Here is an 18,404-nt window from a genome sequence, read left to right as displayed (position 1 = left end):
GAGATTGTTGACGCTTCTATGCAGAAAGGTGATTGTTCAAAAACAATCACCTTTCTTTACTATCAAGTATTATGGTTACTGGCCCATCATTTATTAGCTCTACTTGCATAAATGCTCCGAATTTCCCTGTGGCAACTGTAAAACCTTCGTCCTTGAGCTTTTGTACAAACTGTTCATACATGGCATTGGCTTTATCAGGTGGTGCTGCTTGCGTGAAGCTGGGACGTCTCCCCTTCCGACAATCAGCGTACAGAGTAAATTGAGATACAACAAGGATTTCTGCACCTATATCTTTAGCTGACAAATTCATTTTCCCAGCCTCATCCTCGAAAATCCGCAAATGTATCATTTTATCAATTATATACTGCATGTCCTCATCAGCATCTTCTGGACCAACTCCCAAAAGCACCAATAAGCCTTTATCAATAGCCCCAGAAGTTTCCTGCTCCTTTGGCAGATATACATTGCTACTAACTACTCTTTGAATTACTACCTTAATCTGAATCTCCCCCTATGCTATGTTGCTTCTTAATAGTTGTTAATAACCCTTTGCAGCCATCTTCAATCAAATCATAGACCTTGTCAAATCCACCTACGTAATAAGGATCTGGCACATCCTCATAAGATTTATCAGTAGCAAACTCTAATAATTTAGCTACATAATTGTCTTTTTGTTGTTTTATGCTTTGTAGCAATCGATTAACATTTTCTAAATTCTCTTGATCCATAACTATAATGTAATCAAATCTATTAATATCATCTGGATGCAATTGTCTTGCTTTAATCCCTTGATAGTCAACCCCATGCTCCTGAAGAATATCCTGCGTACCTTGGTGAGGGGGTTTACCAACATGCCACCCCCCTGTTCCAGCCGAGTCTATGAAAATATGATTATTTAGGCGCTCTTGTTTTACTAATTTTCTAAACACCGCCTCTGCCATTGGCGACCTACAAATATTGCCTAAACAGACAAATAGAACATGTATCATCCTACTTTTTCCTCCCCATAAATACTCCAATTTCATCATTTTAACATAACTTAGTAAGCTAATCTAATACTTATTAACTTATCTGCATATATCAACTCTGATTATATCAACTCTTATTCACTCATATCTTCTATTCCAACGAAGTTTTTAAAGTAGGCTAACTTAGTCTTGGAAACTACGCATAGCCTGGAAATTTTATATTTATCTGTTCCAGGCTCAACACGGTAAGGATTAGTAGTAAAAGCCATGGTATATCCAGCTTCATTTAGTGCTTGGATAATATTTTTGTTGTATTGTCCGTAAGGATAGGCGAAATAATCAGTACCTAGAAGATCACGCGACTGCTTTAAATCCTTAGTTATTCTACTTTGGGAGCGTGACTTTAGAAAACTCACATTCATTGATATGTAATGCAAATCATGTGTGTGACCAGCGTAATCGAACACATCCCTGTAGTCATCCATCTCCTGCCAGCTAAAAAATTGTAACAAATCTGGATCAAATTCTACTGGTTCATCCCTAAGCATTCCTGTTATCGTAAAGATTGTTGCGCGAAAACCATAATCCTTTAATATTGGGTAGGCATAAACGAAGTTACTTAAGTATCCATCATCAAAGGTTATTACTACACTTTTTTCTGGAATTTGAATTAAGCCATCGAGAAACAGTGCAAGCTCATCCATAGTGAGTGTAACAAATCCATGTTCATTTAGTAAAGACATATGCTCCTCAAACATTTCCACGGATATAGCAATGTTGTTATTGCTATATTTTCTGTTTTCCTTAGCTCGCAGCAAGTGATGGTAGGATAGTACAGGCACATCCTTGGCGGGTTTTATTGTATACAATGAAGCAATCAATGCCCGTGCTTCTTCAGGCTCTAAAAAGGTCTGTCTGCCCGCCGAACCACTTATCGACTCCAACAATCGTACAGGCATGTTATGCTTATCTGCCATAACCTGCAGAATGTTGTCCCTTGTAATAAATTTATTATTTGGTTCGCTATACAATTGCTGTAATTGCTGTAATTTCTGCATTGCTTCTATATTAGGAATTAAGCTCCACCATCTCACTGTCCCTTGAACATATATTGGTTCGAGCTGATTATAGAGCGCGTCAATTTCAACTTGAAAATCAGAAATAGCTACGTTGGTATTAGTCGCACTGATATTAATTGCACAGGTATAAATAGCAGTGTTTATGTAACTTATATATAAACTCGTTACAATAGCTAAGGCAATAGTAAAAACGCCAAACCTTTTAAATACAGTCTTGAACATTTGCATACTCCTTCAACATTTAGATATATTCCTTGCTTATACAGTATCATTACCCAGAATCTATATTGAAATGTGCAAAATGAGATTTATGCTAAATATTCCCACTGTACTAAGACACTATTTCCTAGTAATTTAGAGCGATTGTAATTTTTGCTTCTTATTATATACTATGACTTTGTAATAGTTGTTTCACAACAGTTATATAACAGTATTTTCCTGGAGGTAAGGAACATTGAAGCTATGGAAGAACTTAAAACTAGGCTATAAAATCGGCATTATTACTATTAGTTTGCTTTTAATGTTTGCTGTCATTGCTGGAATAGTAATGATTAAACAAATTGAAGCTGGAGTGAAATCTACAGCTTTAGAGAAGGCAGTTTCTGATTTATATTTAGGGTACGAATATATAGACACCCTATACCCCGGTGACTGGCAGGTAGTCGATAACGAACTATACAAAGGAAATATCCGCATGAATGAAAATTTCCAGCTAGTGGACAGAATTGGTGAGTTAACAGGGGATACAGTAACTATATTCCTTGGAGATACGCGAGTCGCAACAAATGTTACGATAGATGGCAAACGAGCCGTCGGAACACAGGTTTCAAGTCAGGTTGCTGAAGCAGTCCTAAGCCGAGGTGAAGTCTTCTTAGGAGAAGCAAATGTTGTAGGAACTGTATACCAGGCTGCATATATGCCTATTAAAAATGCTGCTGGAGATTTAATTGGTATATGGTATGTTGGTGCACCGCAGGAATTTATTGATTCTACAATCACATCAGCAAAGACTGCATTATTCATTTCCCTTTTAGGTATAATATTCATTGCAATTGTTGTGATAGTTTTCTTCGTGTTAGATATCAATAAGCGTTTACGCTCCTTAACAGATGTGTTTGCCGAAGCAGGAAATGGCAATTTTACCATTCAACTTACTGATGTGTCTAATGACGAGATTGGTATATTAAATAAAAGCTATAATCAAATGCGCAACAATTTAAGTGATTTGATTAAGCATATTATACGCTTATCTGATAACCTAGTCCATTCCTCAACAAGTCTTGCTGCGGGCTGTGAGCAAACCATCAAAGGTACTGAGCATATTAACGCAGCTATAGAAGAAGCTGCTGCTGGTTCTGAACAGCAGGCAATTTCTGTTGAAAAGAGCAACACGGCTACAACTGATATAACATGTGACATACAAGCAGTAACAAGTAATATTATAGACGTTGCAGCTATCTCACAAAAAACATCTGAACAGGCCGATGATGGTAATCACTCTATTCAAAAAACTATGTCACAGATGAATCAGGTGCGCGACTACGTTAACGATACAGTTACAAATATACAATCCCTAGAGGAACGTTCTAAGGACATAGAGAAAATCGTAAGTGTAATAACAGGCATAGCTGAGCAAACAAACCTATTGGCATTAAATGCTTCCATTGAAGCTGCAAGGGCAGGAGAGCATGGCAAAGGTTTTGCTGTAGTAGCCGAGGAGGTTCGTAAGCTTGCTGAACAGTCAGAGATTTCTGCCCGTCAAATCACAGAGTTAATAGGTCAGGTTCAGGCAGATACTAATACTTCTGTAAAGGCTATGAATACTGTTCAAACTGAAGTGCTAGCAGGACGACAAATGGTTGAAAATGCACAAGCTATCTTTGCTAACATAGCTCAATCAACAAAGGGTGTATCATCACAAATCCAAGAAATCACTGCTACATCAGAGATGCTTGCCAATAACATTGAACATATATCAGGTGCAATTAAGGATATAAGCGATATTGCGCAGGCCTCCTCAAGCCAATTCGAGGAGGTCGCAGCCTCAACAGAGGAACAAAGTGCCGCCATTGAACAGATAACTGCCTCCGCTAGCTCTTTGCAATCTATGGCAGATGAACTTAAGAACTCAATAGCGAAATTCAAAGTCTAAAGTAAAAATTTAAAGTCTAAATAAAGGCGCTAATAATCACTTACCTGATTATTAGCGCCTTATCTATAATATTTGTTGTTTTCAATAAAAGTCAGTTTTAGCGTGAGTTAGGCAGTTCTGCTAGCTGTACTTGGACTTGTTGGCGATCTTGACCTCTGTAGAAAGCAACTATTACGGTCTGCCCTACGGATTTCCTAAACAACACCCTGCGTAAATCAATGACATTATTAACTGGCTCACCATCAATAGCTACAATTATATCCAGCATCTGTAAGCCTACTTGTTGGGCTGGCCCTATTGGCTGCTCCGCTATAATTACACCCCTATTAACAGGTAGCTCCGCACGTTGTTGCACTGGTAGCGATTGTACATCCCTAGGTGTTATTCCTAGGTATGGACGTACAACATAACCGTGCTCCATAAGATCTGATATAACAGGCATAGCGTTTGATATAGGAATAGCAAATCCGATTCCTTCAACACCACTTTGGGCAATCTTTGCACTATTAATGCCTATCAAATTACCCTTAACATCAACTAGCGCCCCTCCACTATTTCCGAAGTTAATGGCCGCATCTGTTTGAATAACTTCAACTTCATGTACAATAGAGCCAGCAATAGTAACAGGCAACAAACGATTGGTACCACTAACTACTCCTACTGTCACAGTCTGTGCAAAACGTTGCCCCAAGGGATTGCCAATGGCTATAGCAGGCTCACCTTGACGCAATTGATTGGAATCACCAATAGATATCACCGTAGTTCCCCTCAGCTCTGAAGCGTTAGCCCTTAGTACCGCTAAATCTGTCAGCTCATCAGAACCAATTAATTCTGCATTTATACGGTCACCATTTGGCAAAGAGACGTTAATTTCATGTGCATTCTCGATAACATGATGATTTGTTATTATGTATGCGTTTCCGTTTTCTATCATATAGATAACTCCCGATCCAGTACCAGCTTCTGTAAGCATTGTCCCTGAACGGAAGGTCCTCTGTAGATTCACTACCCCAACTACTGAATGTTTAGCCTTTTCTACTGCTTCTATTATCGGACTGTGGAAGTCATCACCAACAATTTGCCCTTGAGTTTCTTGGGTTTGTTGATTTTGCTGTACATTTGTTGGAGTCCCTTGCGGCGTTGTTAATATGATGCTCCTAGTCTCTGGATCATAATCTACATCATACCCTAGTAAGTTTGCTACTTCCCTAACTGGAAGGTAGGATCGATCATTATAAACGATTGGCTGGTTTTCAACTTGTCTTTGTTCACCGTTAACAGTAAAGTTAAAGCTTGATAATTGTGCTATTATCTCACTAGACGCTGATACGTTCACTGATGCCATTAGTATAGCACCTAATAAAAAACCGAAGAGTATTTTACGCATATTCTCAGCTCCCATTCTCAATTCTCTGTTCTCGTTTTTCATTTCTCTTTTCTCAATTCATTATTCTCTTTTCTTATCTACTAATATATCAGATTGTATTGTCTTGAGAACAACTGTTATATGTTAAAAGGTGTATAAATATATAAAAAAAGCATCTAATACTACAAGACTATTCGTAATATTGGATGCTTTCTATTTAAGAAGATGTATTTATAGTTTTAGATTTTAGTTAGTTTTGAACTTTTGCACTTCTGCCTTCAGCTTATTTGACATATCTGCCAACTCATTCGAGTTGTTTGAGATTTCTTCGATAGTGGCTGATTGTTCTTCAGCAGCTGCTGCTACCTGCTGACTTGAAGACGCCGACAAAGCTATGATTGAAGATATCTCTTCTATTGCCTCCATGACCTTGTTCGCATTTTCCCGCAAACTATTAAATACGTCTTGAATATTAACCGCGTCAGATTCTGACTCTTCAACGTTCTTAACAATCTGATCTAAAGCTTCCCCACCATCACGAATGATGCTTACTTGTGTCTCTACCGCTTCAAGATTGCTCTCCATTGTTCTAACTGTAACTGATGTTTCAGCCTGTATATCTTGAATTAAGTTTGCAATTTTTTCTGCGGCCTGGTTAGATTGCTCTGCAAGCTTTCTTACCTCATCAGATACGACTGCAAAACCTCGACCCTGTTCCCCTGCGCGAGCTGCTTCGATTGCTGCATTAAGTGCCAATAGATTAGTCTGATTAGAAATATCTGAAATAATTGTAACGATGCCACCAATCTCGTCTGAGCGGCGTCCAAGCTTTTGGATTGCATCTGTTGCAAACTGCACCGTTTTAGTAACCTCACCTAAATTGTCAATTGCTTTGTTAATAGAGGCCTGCCCCTGTCTAGCTGTAGTTGTTGAGTTTTTGGCTTTTTTAACAGTTTCTATAACTTCATGATGCCCAGCTTCCACACTTTGTTGAGTGCTCTCCATCATGCCCATGATATTATTTGCATACTCAGATTGTCTATTTGTTCCATCAGCAACTTCATTAATATTTTGGGCTACCTGCTGAGAAGCCTGCTCTGTTTGCTTTGCTCCATCTGAAAGGTTATTTGATATATAAGCAACCCTTTCGGCGCTATTTGTTACACTTCCTACAATTTCTTTTAAATTATTAAGCATTTGATTAAAGGACTTGGTTAAATCACCAATCTCGTCCTCTCTATATTTATCTATTGGTTCAATCGCTAAATTATAATGAGAGATTTCATAAGCTGATTTCTGCAGCCTACGAATTGGTGTGAAAATCAAATACTTTAAAATAAAGAATAGAATAGTAGCATAAATACTAGCTGAGAAGTACGCGACAATAACATTTGGAATAATTCCATCTCTAGCTAATTGAAAATAATAATCCTCAGGCACGCCAGTATACCAAATTCCTATAACATTGCCCGAACCGTCATAAATTGGGTCATAGGCAGTCTGATTCCAAGTGCCAACAACGTCAGCCCTACCTAAAAAACGCTGCTGTTGGTTGAGCACAACCTGGCCAACAGCATCAGATATCTGCGTACCAATTGCTCGATTACCTTGAGCTGTTACAACATTAGTAGCTACCCTGGTATCCCCTTGGAATATTGTCACAGTATTATTGCCCATTAAGGCACCCATGTAATCTACCAATTCGAGAATTTCTGGATTGTCATTAATTCGGGTAGCACCTTTGTATAGGCTACCGTCCTCGATACGCCATTCCCCTGGAATTCTAGCATCAAACAATTCATATCCAAGCTGCAAATCGCCAATTAGCTTTTCCTGAGAGCTTGTAATTAAATCATCTCTATTTAATCCATAGCCAAATCCAACCTGCATAATAGCTGCTATGAATATTCCTATCCAAACAACTACCATAACTTTTACACCGATATTTTTAGAAAGCTTAATTATCCAGTTAAGCACGTTCTTCTCCTCCCACATATCCCAATCTTTAGCTCGTGTTCGTATCTATACTTTATATAATTATTTTTTACATCCTTCAACTCTATTGTAACACGAAACTATAGAAACTGTGAAAAAAATTAGATTTTCCAGATTATTTATATTAAGTTATATCACACGAGCATAATTATTTATTATGCTTTGACTATTCTCATGCCATTGAAGAAGTATAGATACTTTTCCTGTAGCGTCCGCTTCCATATTTGTTCAATAGCTTTAGTATATAGCTCAATTTGCAGCTTATATCGATTTGCTAAATCTTGATTTGATAGCTTGTGAATCCTATCAGTTTTATAATCTAAGAGCACTAGCCCGCCTTCATCTTCAAAAACGCAGTCAATAACTCCCTGGATTAAAACATGTTCTATACTGTCAATATAGTCTGCATTTTGTGTGCGGTCCTTTTCGCATCTCCAGTCTGAATAAATCTCGTTAGCCAGTAGCGCAAGGCTGAATGGAATCTCACGTTGAACGACAGTCGCCTTATTAAGGCGCACACCTATATCAGTTTTGAAGAACGCAGCAATATCGTTTAAGTCAACCTCCTGCAATTGCTCTGCAGTAGCAAATTCATTGTCCTCCATCCACTTAGACTGCTTTCGTAGGCTGTCAATGGTTACTTCCACAGATAAATCTACATGCTGCATAAACAAATGAATAATAGTACCCCGCTCCGAGGCAGTCAGCTTCTTATCCTGCATAAAATTTGGTCGTTCAATAACGACCGATTGCTTGTTGTCTAATAACATATTTGTACTAGAATGCTGGTTATATAGCTCAGAATGCATAGAATTACGTTTTATCTCAGATACAGATTGTTTTGCTAAATGCTGTGTTGCCATGTCCTGAGGATAGCCCCATTCCAAACGTCTAATTACTTGCTCACGATAGTCACTAGAAACAGGAACTGGCTGCAGCGCTTTAATTGATTCTGAGTAAGCTTGATCACCTTCTGTAAGCTCTTTATTTGCTTTAACTAAATCCTCAATATTGTAGGTGGTAATCTTCCAGCTTGCTTTGTGCTTAAGAATCTGTTCAAAAATCTGCTCCTGAAAGTCGTTGCAACAACCAGGTAAGTGCTGCTGCAATGAGCCCGCCTCACGATGACGTATTACTGCTGGACCTATCCAATCCAAGTATGTTTTACCGCCTGCCCGCTCGTAATCAGGTAGTATCCAGTCTTGTAGTGCTATATGCTGTCCCCATTTGTTAACTTCCTTCTCTAGCCCTTTTAGCGAGCCTACAAGAAATAGCTTTTCCTTAGCGCGCGTCAGGGCAACATAGAGAATCCGCATCTCTTCAGCTAATTGCTCCATTTTCACACGCTGCCGTATGGCCAATTGAGGTAGTAACGGATAGCTAACCCGTTGTTCTGGATTTACGTATATCGTTCCAAACCCAAGCTTTTTGTGAACTAAATATTTACCACGGATATCCTGGAAGTTAAATTGTTTCCCGAGCCCTGCAACGAATACAACTGGAAACTCAAGGCCCTTACTCTTATGAATGGTCATAATTCTAACCACATCTTCCTGCTCGCCGATAGCCCTCGCAGTTCCGAGATCTCCGCCTCGCTCCTGCATACGCTCGATAAAATTCAGGAAGCGGAAAAGTCCCCGAAAAGATGTTTTCTCATATGCACGCGCCCGATCATATAAAGCGCGCAAATTCGCCTGTCTTTGATTCCCAGCTACCATCCCGCCAACGAAATTATAATAGCCAGTCTCACGATATAGCTGCCAAATCAGGTCAGATAATGCTCCTTGACGTGCTCTGGTACGCCATGTTTGGAGCTGATTGTAGAATTCTTGTAGTTTTATATGTGCACTACTATCAATATAGGCTTTTAGAGCCTCATAAAACGGTGCTTTTTTGTTCGCAATCCGAACACAAGCCAGCTCTTCCCCAGACAAACCGACGATTGGAGAACGCAACACTGCGGCAAGAGGAATATCTTGATATGGATTATCAATGATTTTTAGCAACGACATCATTACCGTTACTTCAGTTGCCGAAAAATATCCTGAAGCTAACTCTGCATATGCAGGAATCCCCTGCTGCTTTAGCTCATCTATTATCACAGGTGCCCAATTAGCTGTAGCCCGTAGTAAAATTACTATATCACGAAACCTAATATTTCGCATTGGCTGTGCTTCATCTTGATTTTTATCAAATATTTTATAGCTCGGTTTATCACCTTTGCCAATTAAGTCATGTATTTGCTGTGCAATTACCCTTGCTTCAAGCTGAACTACCTCTAAGTCCTCTACATCTTCATCAACCGTGCTTGTTGATACACCTCGTTGTTCATCTTGATCTATGTCCTGGTCTGTGACCTGATATACATCATCAAATTTGTCGTTTGTTTCATCCACTTCTTCATCCTGTTTGTCGTTTGTTTGCAAACGGTCAATAAGCAGCAATTCCGCTCGACAATCCTGCTCAGGATAATAGGTTGCACCATATTCTAATTGTGCCTTTTCATCGTATGGAATTTCTCCAACGGTCTCATCCATTATTTGCTTGAAAATAAAGTTCGTGCTATGGATGACCTCCTGCCGACTGCGGAAATTCTTCGCCAGGTCAATTCGCAGGCTATGTTGTCCACCAGTTTGAATATTATTGCTTTGGCTGCTTTCACTTTGATTACTGTCGTTTTGATTACTATCGCTTGTATTGCTATTACTTTGAAAGCTTTTATATTTTGATAGAAATAGCTCTGGCTCTGCTAAGCGGAAGCGATACACACTTTGCTTTACGTCACCGACCATAAAACGGTAATTACCATCTGACTGTAATAAGTTCAATATCGATTCCTGCACTAGATTCGTATCCTGGTATTCATCAATTAGGATTTCTGCAAATTGCTTTTGTAGCTGTTTAGCTGCAACGGATGGAACAAGCATATTGCCTGACGCAGTAGTTTGAGCATCTGTAAGTATCTCTAGGCAATAGTGCTCTAAATCGGCAAAGTCCACTAATCCTTTATTCATTTTTGCTAGCTGGTATTGTCTTGCAAAAGTTTTAACTACATTTACTAATTCCCCTATAATTGGAGCCATTTCACCAATGTCCTGCAGGTATGCTTCAGGACTTCTTGTAAATGTTGCTTCCTTTAAGCCTTTTAGCTTCTTTTTGGCCTGCTCACGCAAATCCTTTACCTGCTCCTGTAAATTTTTATCACAGGAATCTTTTTTGCAAGCTTTTAGTCTGGAGAAGCTCAGCTCATTAAAAGCCTCATAGGTTGCTTCCCAGGTCTCCTTTGCAGCACCGTAAATATACTCTATCTGCTCTAAGTCCATGTTAATATTATCTTTATATGGTGCAGGCCCTAAAGGCTGGAGCGTAATCTCAAGTGCTTTCTCTAGGATACAGCGCACACCCTGAAGCTGGAGCCGAATGTCCCCCATGAAATCTGCAACCCAAGGCAGCTCATCAATGGTACTAACACCATCTATACAGTAATTAGCTGCAACCTGATTCAGCCACGTCTCTGGTGCAGGATGGCTTCTCGAGTAGTCGTATAGCTTTAATATCATGGTTTGCAGTGCTACATCACTTCGATCATCGGCATAACAATCTGCCAGCCTGATGAAATTAACATTTTGCTCGTCTGCGTAGTAGCTCTCCAGCACTTCCTCGAGAATTTCCTCACGCATTAAAGCCGCTTCTGTGTCATCTGCAATGCGAAAGTTCGGATCTATATCTATTAGGTAATAATATTTTCTAACTATATCCAGGCAAAAGGAATGGAGTGTAGAGATAGCTGCTTTATTCAGTAAGGCAAGCTGCCTTTGGAGTTTGTTGGAATCTGGCGTTTCCTTTAGGGCTTTCTCTAAACGGTCGGCAATTCTGTGACGCATTTCTGCGGCAGAGGCATTTGTAAAGGTAACGACAAGTAGCTGATCGACGTCAATTGAATTGTTAGCCTCAGTGATTCGGCGAATAATTCGTTCTACCAGCACCGCAGTCTTCCCTGATCCAGCGGCGGCAGCTACTAAAATATCCTGCTCCCTTGTAATAATTGCTTGCCATTGTTCATCAGTCCAGTGACCTTGACTCATCCCCTTCACCTCCAATACTTGCAGTTAGATGTTCTACATCTTTAATAACCCGTACTCTACGGAATTCATTTTCTTCTAAGCCCTGGTCAAACTGACATACTGGGCGGTAGGAGCAGTATCTACACGGCGTTTTTTGTTTTATTCTATACGGCTTAATAGCAATCGTGCCATCTACAATTTCTGTACCTAACTCACGAATAATGCTGCGCACATGATTCCGAAGTAACTCAAACTGCTGACGTGATGCTACATTTGAGCGACTACCGAAATCGCCGTTGACTTTTATTGTAGCTGGAATAATATCAGATTTTCTGCTGCCTTCTCCTAAAAGTGCGGCGTCCATCGCTGCCGCTATGGTTTTCTCGGCAAGAATTAAACCCCTTAGCCTGTATTTCTTAAGATGCTCCTGGTCTAATTGCTCTATAGTAATTGCTTCCTGGGTTTTTATTATTGGATTGTGGACATGGAAGTAAAGCACACCCGCTGGAGCTGCCTGTTGTCCGAGCCATTGCTCGGCAAATGTAAGCACCACATCCAAGTACGTGAGCATCTGCAGAGATATGCCGTCTGCTAGCTCGGATAAATCCAAGGCAACTTGACTTGACTTGTAATCGATAACTCGCAGAAACAATTCATCACCTATTAATGCTTGGTCAACACGATCTATACGTCCACGCAAGGAGATAGTTCTACCATCAGCTAACTGTAGCTGGAGTGCAGGTATTTTCTCACCTACATCAAAGCCTATCTCCAAGCCGATTGGCGTGAATCCGCTAGCCTGTGCTTGCTTACCTAATACAATCGTTGTTCTTGTTAAAACCTCTGTCAAACGCTTTAGAATATATTGGTAGCGCTTTGAGCTTAGAAGCACTTTATTTTGTACCCTTGGGGCAATTTGCCCAACAGCCTGCTTAGCTAATTCAGTATATTCCGCCTCTGTAACCTCACCCCAGTGCTTACCCTGGGTAGTTAAAATGTCGGCAATAAGCTTCAATGAGCCATGGTACAACTGACCGATGTCTGGATTTTCTAATTTATAGGACTCCCGCTCCTTGAGCTGTAATCCGTAGGAAGCATACTGGGCAAAAGGACAACCGCGGTGCTTTTCCAGCCTAGAAACGCTAGTCTTTATATCTTTTCCGTAAAGTTTTTCACTAGTTTGCTTCCTTAGGTTTGGCTCTTGATTCTTATAAAATAAGCTATCTATTACCCGCTGCCACTGACCTGACAGACCCTGGCTTACACTGTTGTTTGCACTTTGGTTTGCATACCAGTTATACGTATCCCACCAAAGATCAGCCACTTGATAGCCACGCTTCCAGTAGCGGAGCTGACTGGTTAGATAGGATATGGTCACATCAGGGCTAGCGATATAATCAAGCTGTTTTTCTTCTAGTTCCTCCTGTGGATCAGCAAGTATAAATGGCGTCTGTGCGTTAGGAAACATCTCCTTTAGCTGTCCAATTAGAGCTGCTGGTAGCAGGGTTTTCCCTTCTTCGTCGGCCAATGGATAGCTAACCCAGAGGCTGTCTGACGCACTAGCTAATGCATTGTATATGGTAAATGGTTCTTCTAATAGCTGTGTTGTAAATGTCGGGGCGATTTCTAAGCCTGCCCCTTGTATAAACCCTCGATCATCCTCCGTGAAAACTCCACTTTCCTTCAGCTTAGCAGGTACCACGCCATCATTTACTCCGAGGAAAAAACTACTCCGAATTCCCTGTAATCTTGAATGGTCAATATTCGCTACTACTACCTGATCAAAGGCAGGCGGAACTTGCGAAAACTTCATACTCTCTAAGCCGCTATCAACCATCTTTGAAAATAATTCTAAGCTTAGCTCTGTTTCGCCAATTATCTCCACTAGCTGGTCAAATAGCTTTATCACAGCCTGCCAAGCCTGCTGATGCTGACGACTTACCTCAAGCTCACCCTCTGCTTCAGCCGTTTGCTGCCATTCTGTGATTGTTTCTGGAACATGCAGATTAACTAGATAATTGTACAGCACCTCCGTATATTGACGGCCTGTACTTGCCTTTTGCAGGTCTGACTCTAATTGTATAAGGGGCGTGGCAATTATTCTACGCCAATAATTGATTTCCCTTTCCTTATGCACGTCATCTGCCGAGGCTTCAAATCCCGTCTCAATCGAGCCTCTAGATGTATACCTCCAATCCTCAGCAGTCTTCCAGCGTTCACCATAAATCCCCTGTGCAAGAACATAGTTTTCTAGTTGGTCGAGGGATTCCCTTGCCGCCGTCATTAAATCCGTCTTTGCACAACGAAATACAGCCTCATAGCGCCAATTATGATTGACGACATCTAGGCTGGAACGTATTAGCTCTATCAATGGGTGATGGAGCATTGGTTTTTTTTGATCAAAGAACAAAGGAATTTTATAAGCTGCAAATGTCGTCTCTATTAGCTCCTGGTAATCATCAGTATTTCTTAAAATAATGGCTAAATCACGATAGCGATACCCTTGATCGCGAACTTTACTAAGTATAGCCCTCGCTAATCCCTCTACCTCAGCCCTGCGATTAACTGCAGAGGCTATCGATATCGCTGTTTCTCCATTGTAAACCCTTACTGGACGTCTATGGTAGTTAGCTTCTAAATGCGCTAAACATGTACTTGAGAATTTCAAGCTATCCGCTAAAACAATCGGCTCTTCTATTTCTATGCCTTGAGCCTGTGCAAGACCTTGAACTCTTTGATAGGTTTTTGCGGTATTGTGAAATAAGTGCAGTTCGTGGGGCAGCTCCTGATTATAAGGCTTATCCAGGGTATGGGTGATTTTAACATTTCGGGCATATTTCAATATAGCTTCTATAACCAATAGCTCCTGTGGTGTATAGCTATAGAAACCATCAATCCAGATTTCTGCTTGTCTAATATAGTTTGATACAGGAATTTTATTAGCTAATAGACGTAGGTAATCTTCCGCAGCAATATATTTGTCACTAAGCTCAGCTTCTACTGCTGATAATATTAAATGCAAATCCTGGAGCTTATCGAGTATCGTTTGCTCGCTTGAACCAGATTTCTCTTCTATCTGTTGATATAAAACTTTTAAATCCTTTGCTCCAATACAGTAACGCTTACATTCTACGATTAACCTCTCTATATTATCAATAAAACCTGTCTGGTCTGCCGCCCTAGCGTAAAGGCGTAGCTCTTGTTTATGCTGCTCAAGTAGCTTGCGTAACAGCATATGAATACCCACACTATCAATGTGCTGTCGAGATAGGCCACCTGTTTCCTGTAGTACCTTCCACGCAATTCTTGTAAAGCTGTATACCTGTGCCCGAATCATCCCCTGCAGTCCTGGTGTCGTCGCTAATGTATACTCTGCTTGGAATGTCATTTGTTCTGGAACCAGATAAATAATAGGAGATCCTGTGGAATCTGCTATTAGTTTCTGACGAATTTGCTCCACACAGGTATAGGTCTTCCCAGAACCTGCTCGCCCTATAATTGATTGTAAGCCCATCGAAATCCTCCTGAATCTACATTAACATTTTCAAACAGACGTTCTTGTATAAAGAGTATATCATTTACAGGTCAAAAATTAAATGTGCTAAACAGCCCTTCAGATTTTTATAAGAATTCCTTATTTGACCCATAAGTTTTGTTGATTTATAATCTTGTTGTTATACTAACTACAAAGACATATAAAGGGGAGTTACACATGTTAAGAAAAGGTCTTTTACTACTTTGTCTGCTAGTTTTCTCATTAGCATTGGTGGCCTGCGGAAGCAGCGACACACCAGCACAAGAATCACAATCAGATAACGGTTCAGGAACACCGAATGAGTCAACTGCTGTTGCTACTGATTACTTAGTGAATGTTGCTTGGTTAATGGAAAATCTTGATCAAAACCTACTTATAATTGATGCTAGAGGCGATGACCCATATGAGAACGGTCATATCCCTGGTTCTATCCCAGTTCGTTGGCAGCAATTCTCCACCATGGAAGGTGGCCCTGGAGATGAAAACTGGGGCACACTCTTAGATGCTAACAGCTTGTCTGAGCACTTAAGTTCAATAGGTGTTAACAACGAGCAAAAAATTATTATTTATGCAGACCCAAATGGTTGGGGTGAAGACGGACGAATTCTCTGGATGCTCCGTATGGCCGGAGTTGAAAATAGTAGAATACTAGATGGTGGCTGGCCAGCATGGGTAAGCGAGAATGGAGAAGTAAGTAAAGCTGCTTCTGTGGCAATCGTATCTGATATTGAAGTTTCTGATTTAAACTATGATACATTTGCTACAACAGATTGGTTATATGAAAACCTTGAAACAGCAGTTATTATCGACACCCGTAATCCTAAAGAATACGAAGGGGCTACTGACTTTGGCGAAGCCAGGGGTGGTCATATTCCAAATGCAATAAACATCCCGTTCAAGGAATTCCTAAACAATGATGGCACTATAAAGTCAATTCCAGAAATACAAACTCTAATGTCAAATAACAACATTTCTACCAGTGACCAAATCGTGACCTATTGTACGGCAGGCATCCGCTCCGCACATATGACTATGGTTTTAAAAATGGCTGGTTATGAAAATGTAAAAAATTATGATGCCTCTATTTATGAATGGGCAGGAAATGAATCACTGCCACTCGAATAATTTAATCACTTTCACAAATAAGCTAGAAGCAATCGGAATGTGTTAGAAGCTATTGGATTGGTATGTGGTGGCATATCCACCTAACTTGTACTACCAATAGCTTCTTGTTTTTCGATATAAGACATTAGGAGAATTGCTATATGAATAACACTTCAAAAAAAAATAACATTTTTCTTATTGCAATTATTAGTGCCTTAGCTTGCATACTAAGTTTTATTCTGTTCTACCTGTTTTCAGTAGCATTTCAGGCATTCGTAAACCAATCTGTTTCCCTCTTAATCTACCAAGATATAAGGGGTTTAGAAATACATCTCTATCGTTATGGAAACCTTGCACCATTAATCGCTATTTTTCTAACAAGCATATCCGTCTTTTTATTGCCACTGTCAAGCAAAAGCCTATCTTCCATCGCTACGGCAAGTAGCCAATTAGTCGGCTATCCAACCAGCTTTATTAGTGTCTGGTTAGGTTTAATATTTACATCGGTTATTATTTATTTGTTGCTTCTATTAATCTTTTATTTCCAAAATATCAAAGCACGCTTTCTTCCATATTTTATTGGTAGCGCTACATTAACACTTTTCCTGACAATATACCTATTATTTCGTTAAATACATCTCCATACCTCTCTATTTTTTAGTATCAAGTTCTATATGATACCCTGCAAACTTTTTCATGTTCATTATTCCTGAGGCAAAGATAAAATACTGACCCTTAATACCTACTAACTTGTCTTCTATCTGTGCTTGCTTGTCTAAGTTATAGGATGTGAGTTTGCTTGCTGACTGTTGCATTGGATATTGGAATTCTATCAATTGCTCCTCCCGTAATACATAAGGGCTATATTCCTCAGGTATATTAGTTACGGCCTGTTGGCGAGCGTCCTCAAGCTTCATGTCCGTAATTTCACCCTTCAGCATTTTGCGCCAGTTAGTCTTGTCTGGGTAATGCTTTGTCAACAAAAGCTCTAAATCTCCAGCGTCCTTTCTTGTAGGCAGCTTAGCAATTGGTACTGCCTGCACTGCGCCTTGATCCCCCCAGCGCTTCAAGGTATTCGTAGCACGGGTAAGGCCGACTTTAACATCACTACTGACCGCTAGATAAACATAATGTGGAGTCATACAATGACTTTCAGCAAACTCGTTATCCCTACACGTACCCTGATGGTAATGACAAAGATTTGGCTTCACTATACATAAATCATTTTCTGGTAAGCTTTTAAAGCATGGATAACATGATCCGTTATTAAAGGTTTTCTTAATAATCCGACCACAGTGTATACATTGAATTTTATTTTCAAAGGTAATGCTGATAGATTCACCTATCAGCTCGTTAATAGGATGCTTCTGTTCATCAAGTGTCAAATAGTAATGTAGTGGATTATCATATTTATGACTGAGCCCACGGTTTAATCCCCTAAGTTTCATAATTTCTCCCCTAATAGATAGTAATTCTTAAGTAGCCTCTGGTTTTTCAGGTTTATTCATAGGCTTATATACTCGACGATTGCCTAAAGACCAAACCCGCTCCGATAAAGCGCCCTCTTCTGTACTGCTCAACGCCTTATCCATATCGTACATACGACTATCAATCATATCAATATAGTGTAGCAGCTCTGCTTCTGGAATCATAGGCGGTTTCGGGCTGCCAAATTCAGGGACGTTGTGGTGCGCTAGTATCATATGCTGTATTAATAAGGATTTCTCCTGACAAACCCCTAACTCATCAGCAACTCTATCTACCCTCTTAATACCTTGTACTATATGTCCAAGCAAATGCCCCTCAACTGTATAATCGGAGACAATACCAAGTTTGTTTGCATCCATTTCTTCAAGCTTTGACATATCATGCAGGATAATCCCAGCGTATAGTAAATCCCTATTAATATTACTGTATATTTGCGATAGACTTTCACCGGTGCGCAGCATTGTCATAATGTGATACAAGAGTCCCCCACGTATTGAGTGATGATTTTTCTGTGCGGCAGGATAGTATAATAGCTTTTCCTTAGACTCTTCTAATATTTTACTCACTAAGGCCTCCAGCTCAGAATCACCCATGGCAGCTACATACTGCATAATTTTTTTATACATAAATGCGGGCTCGTAGGGAGCTGTTTG

12 protein-coding genes are annotated in these 18,404 nt (G+C 40.0%); 3 read left to right on the top strand and 9 right to left on the bottom strand.

Annotated features, from left to right (window positions below; genetic code table 11):
* Positions 1–46: 46 nt before the first annotated feature.
* From dtd to BHF68_RS08860, 3 genes are all read right to left on the bottom strand, one after another.
* The gene (dtd, locus tag BHF68_RS08870; protein WP_069643292.1) at positions 47–499 is read right to left on the bottom strand and encodes a D-aminoacyl-tRNA deacylase; all 453 of its coding nucleotides are present in this window, start codon (positions 497–499) and stop codon (positions 47–49) included.
* A complete protein-coding gene (locus BHF68_RS08865) occupies positions 495–989 on the bottom strand; it encodes a low molecular weight protein-tyrosine-phosphatase (protein ID WP_069643291.1) in 495 nt (164 codons plus the stop codon). Before BHF68_RS08865 ends, dtd begins: the two co-directional genes overlap by 5 nt.
* A 113-nt stretch (positions 990–1,102) precedes the next feature.
* Complete coding sequence (locus BHF68_RS08860; protein WP_069643290.1) at positions 1,103–2,269, bottom strand: polysaccharide deacetylase family protein; 1,167 nt, start codon at positions 2,267–2,269, stop codon at positions 1,103–1,105.
* A 232-nt stretch (positions 2,270–2,501) separates the two neighbouring features.
* On the opposite strand from BHF68_RS08860, the gene BHF68_RS08855 reads away from it, so the two are divergent.
* Complete coding sequence (locus BHF68_RS08855) at positions 2,502–4,199, top strand: methyl-accepting chemotaxis protein (protein WP_084019322.1); 1,698 nt, start codon at positions 2,502–2,504, stop codon at positions 4,197–4,199.
* A gap of 97 nt (positions 4,200–4,296) precedes the next feature.
* Here the strand turns inward: BHF68_RS08855 and BHF68_RS08850 are convergent, their stop codons facing one another.
* From BHF68_RS08850 to addB, 4 genes are all read right to left on the bottom strand, one after another.
* Complete coding sequence (locus BHF68_RS08850; RefSeq protein WP_084019321.1) at positions 4,297–5,628, bottom strand: trypsin-like peptidase domain-containing protein; 1,332 nt, start codon at positions 5,626–5,628, stop codon at positions 4,297–4,299.
* 183 nt (positions 5,629–5,811) lie between these two features.
* On the bottom strand, positions 5,812–7,542 hold the full coding sequence (locus BHF68_RS08845; protein WP_176719910.1) for a methyl-accepting chemotaxis protein: 1,731 nt from the start codon (positions 7,540–7,542) through the stop codon (positions 5,812–5,814).
* Between the two features lie 173 nt (positions 7,543–7,715).
* Positions 7,716–11,645 carry a helicase-exonuclease AddAB subunit AddA gene (addA, locus tag BHF68_RS08840; protein WP_069643288.1) on the bottom strand — a complete coding sequence of 1,310 codons (3,930 nt, stop codon included), beginning with the start codon at positions 11,643–11,645 and terminating at the stop codon, positions 7,716–7,718.
* Complete coding sequence (addB, locus tag BHF68_RS08835; RefSeq protein ID WP_069643287.1) at positions 11,623–15,138, bottom strand: helicase-exonuclease AddAB subunit AddB; 3,516 nt, start codon at positions 15,136–15,138, stop codon at positions 11,623–11,625. Before addB ends, addA begins: the two co-directional genes overlap by 23 nt.
* 198 nt (positions 15,139–15,336) lie before the next feature.
* Between addB and BHF68_RS08830 the strand changes: the two genes are divergently transcribed.
* Together BHF68_RS08830 and BHF68_RS08825 are read left to right on the top strand one after the other, a co-directional pair.
* Positions 15,337–16,284, top strand: coding sequence for a sulfurtransferase (locus tag BHF68_RS08830; RefSeq protein WP_069643286.1), 948 nt, complete (start codon positions 15,337–15,339; stop codon positions 16,282–16,284).
* A gap of 140 nt (positions 16,285–16,424) precedes the next feature.
* Positions 16,425–16,895 (top strand): hypothetical protein, encoded by a 471-nt coding sequence (locus BHF68_RS08825; RefSeq protein ID WP_069643285.1) that lies wholly within the window; start codon positions 16,425–16,427, stop codon positions 16,893–16,895.
* Positions 16,896–16,913: 18 nt separating this feature from the next.
* Here BHF68_RS08825 and BHF68_RS08820 read toward each other — a convergent pair whose 3' ends face one another.
* Complete coding sequence (locus tag BHF68_RS08820) at positions 16,914–17,711, bottom strand: DUF2797 domain-containing protein (RefSeq protein WP_069643284.1); 798 nt, start codon at positions 17,709–17,711, stop codon at positions 16,914–16,916.
* A gap of 27 nt (positions 17,712–17,738) precedes the next feature.
* Positions 17,739–18,377 carry a 3'-5' exoribonuclease YhaM family protein gene (locus BHF68_RS08815; RefSeq protein WP_218070344.1) on the bottom strand — a complete coding sequence of 213 codons (639 nt, stop codon included), beginning with the start codon at positions 18,375–18,377 and terminating at the stop codon, positions 17,739–17,741.
* Positions 18,378–18,404 lie beyond the last annotated feature (27 nt).

The sequence above is a fragment of the Desulfuribacillus alkaliarsenatis genome (assembly GCF_001730225.1).
In the GTDB taxonomy this organism is placed as follows: Bacteria; Bacillota; Bacilli; order Desulfuribacillales; family Desulfuribacillaceae; genus Desulfuribacillus; species Desulfuribacillus alkaliarsenatis.
This window is presented reverse-complemented; position numbering and strand designations above follow the sequence as displayed.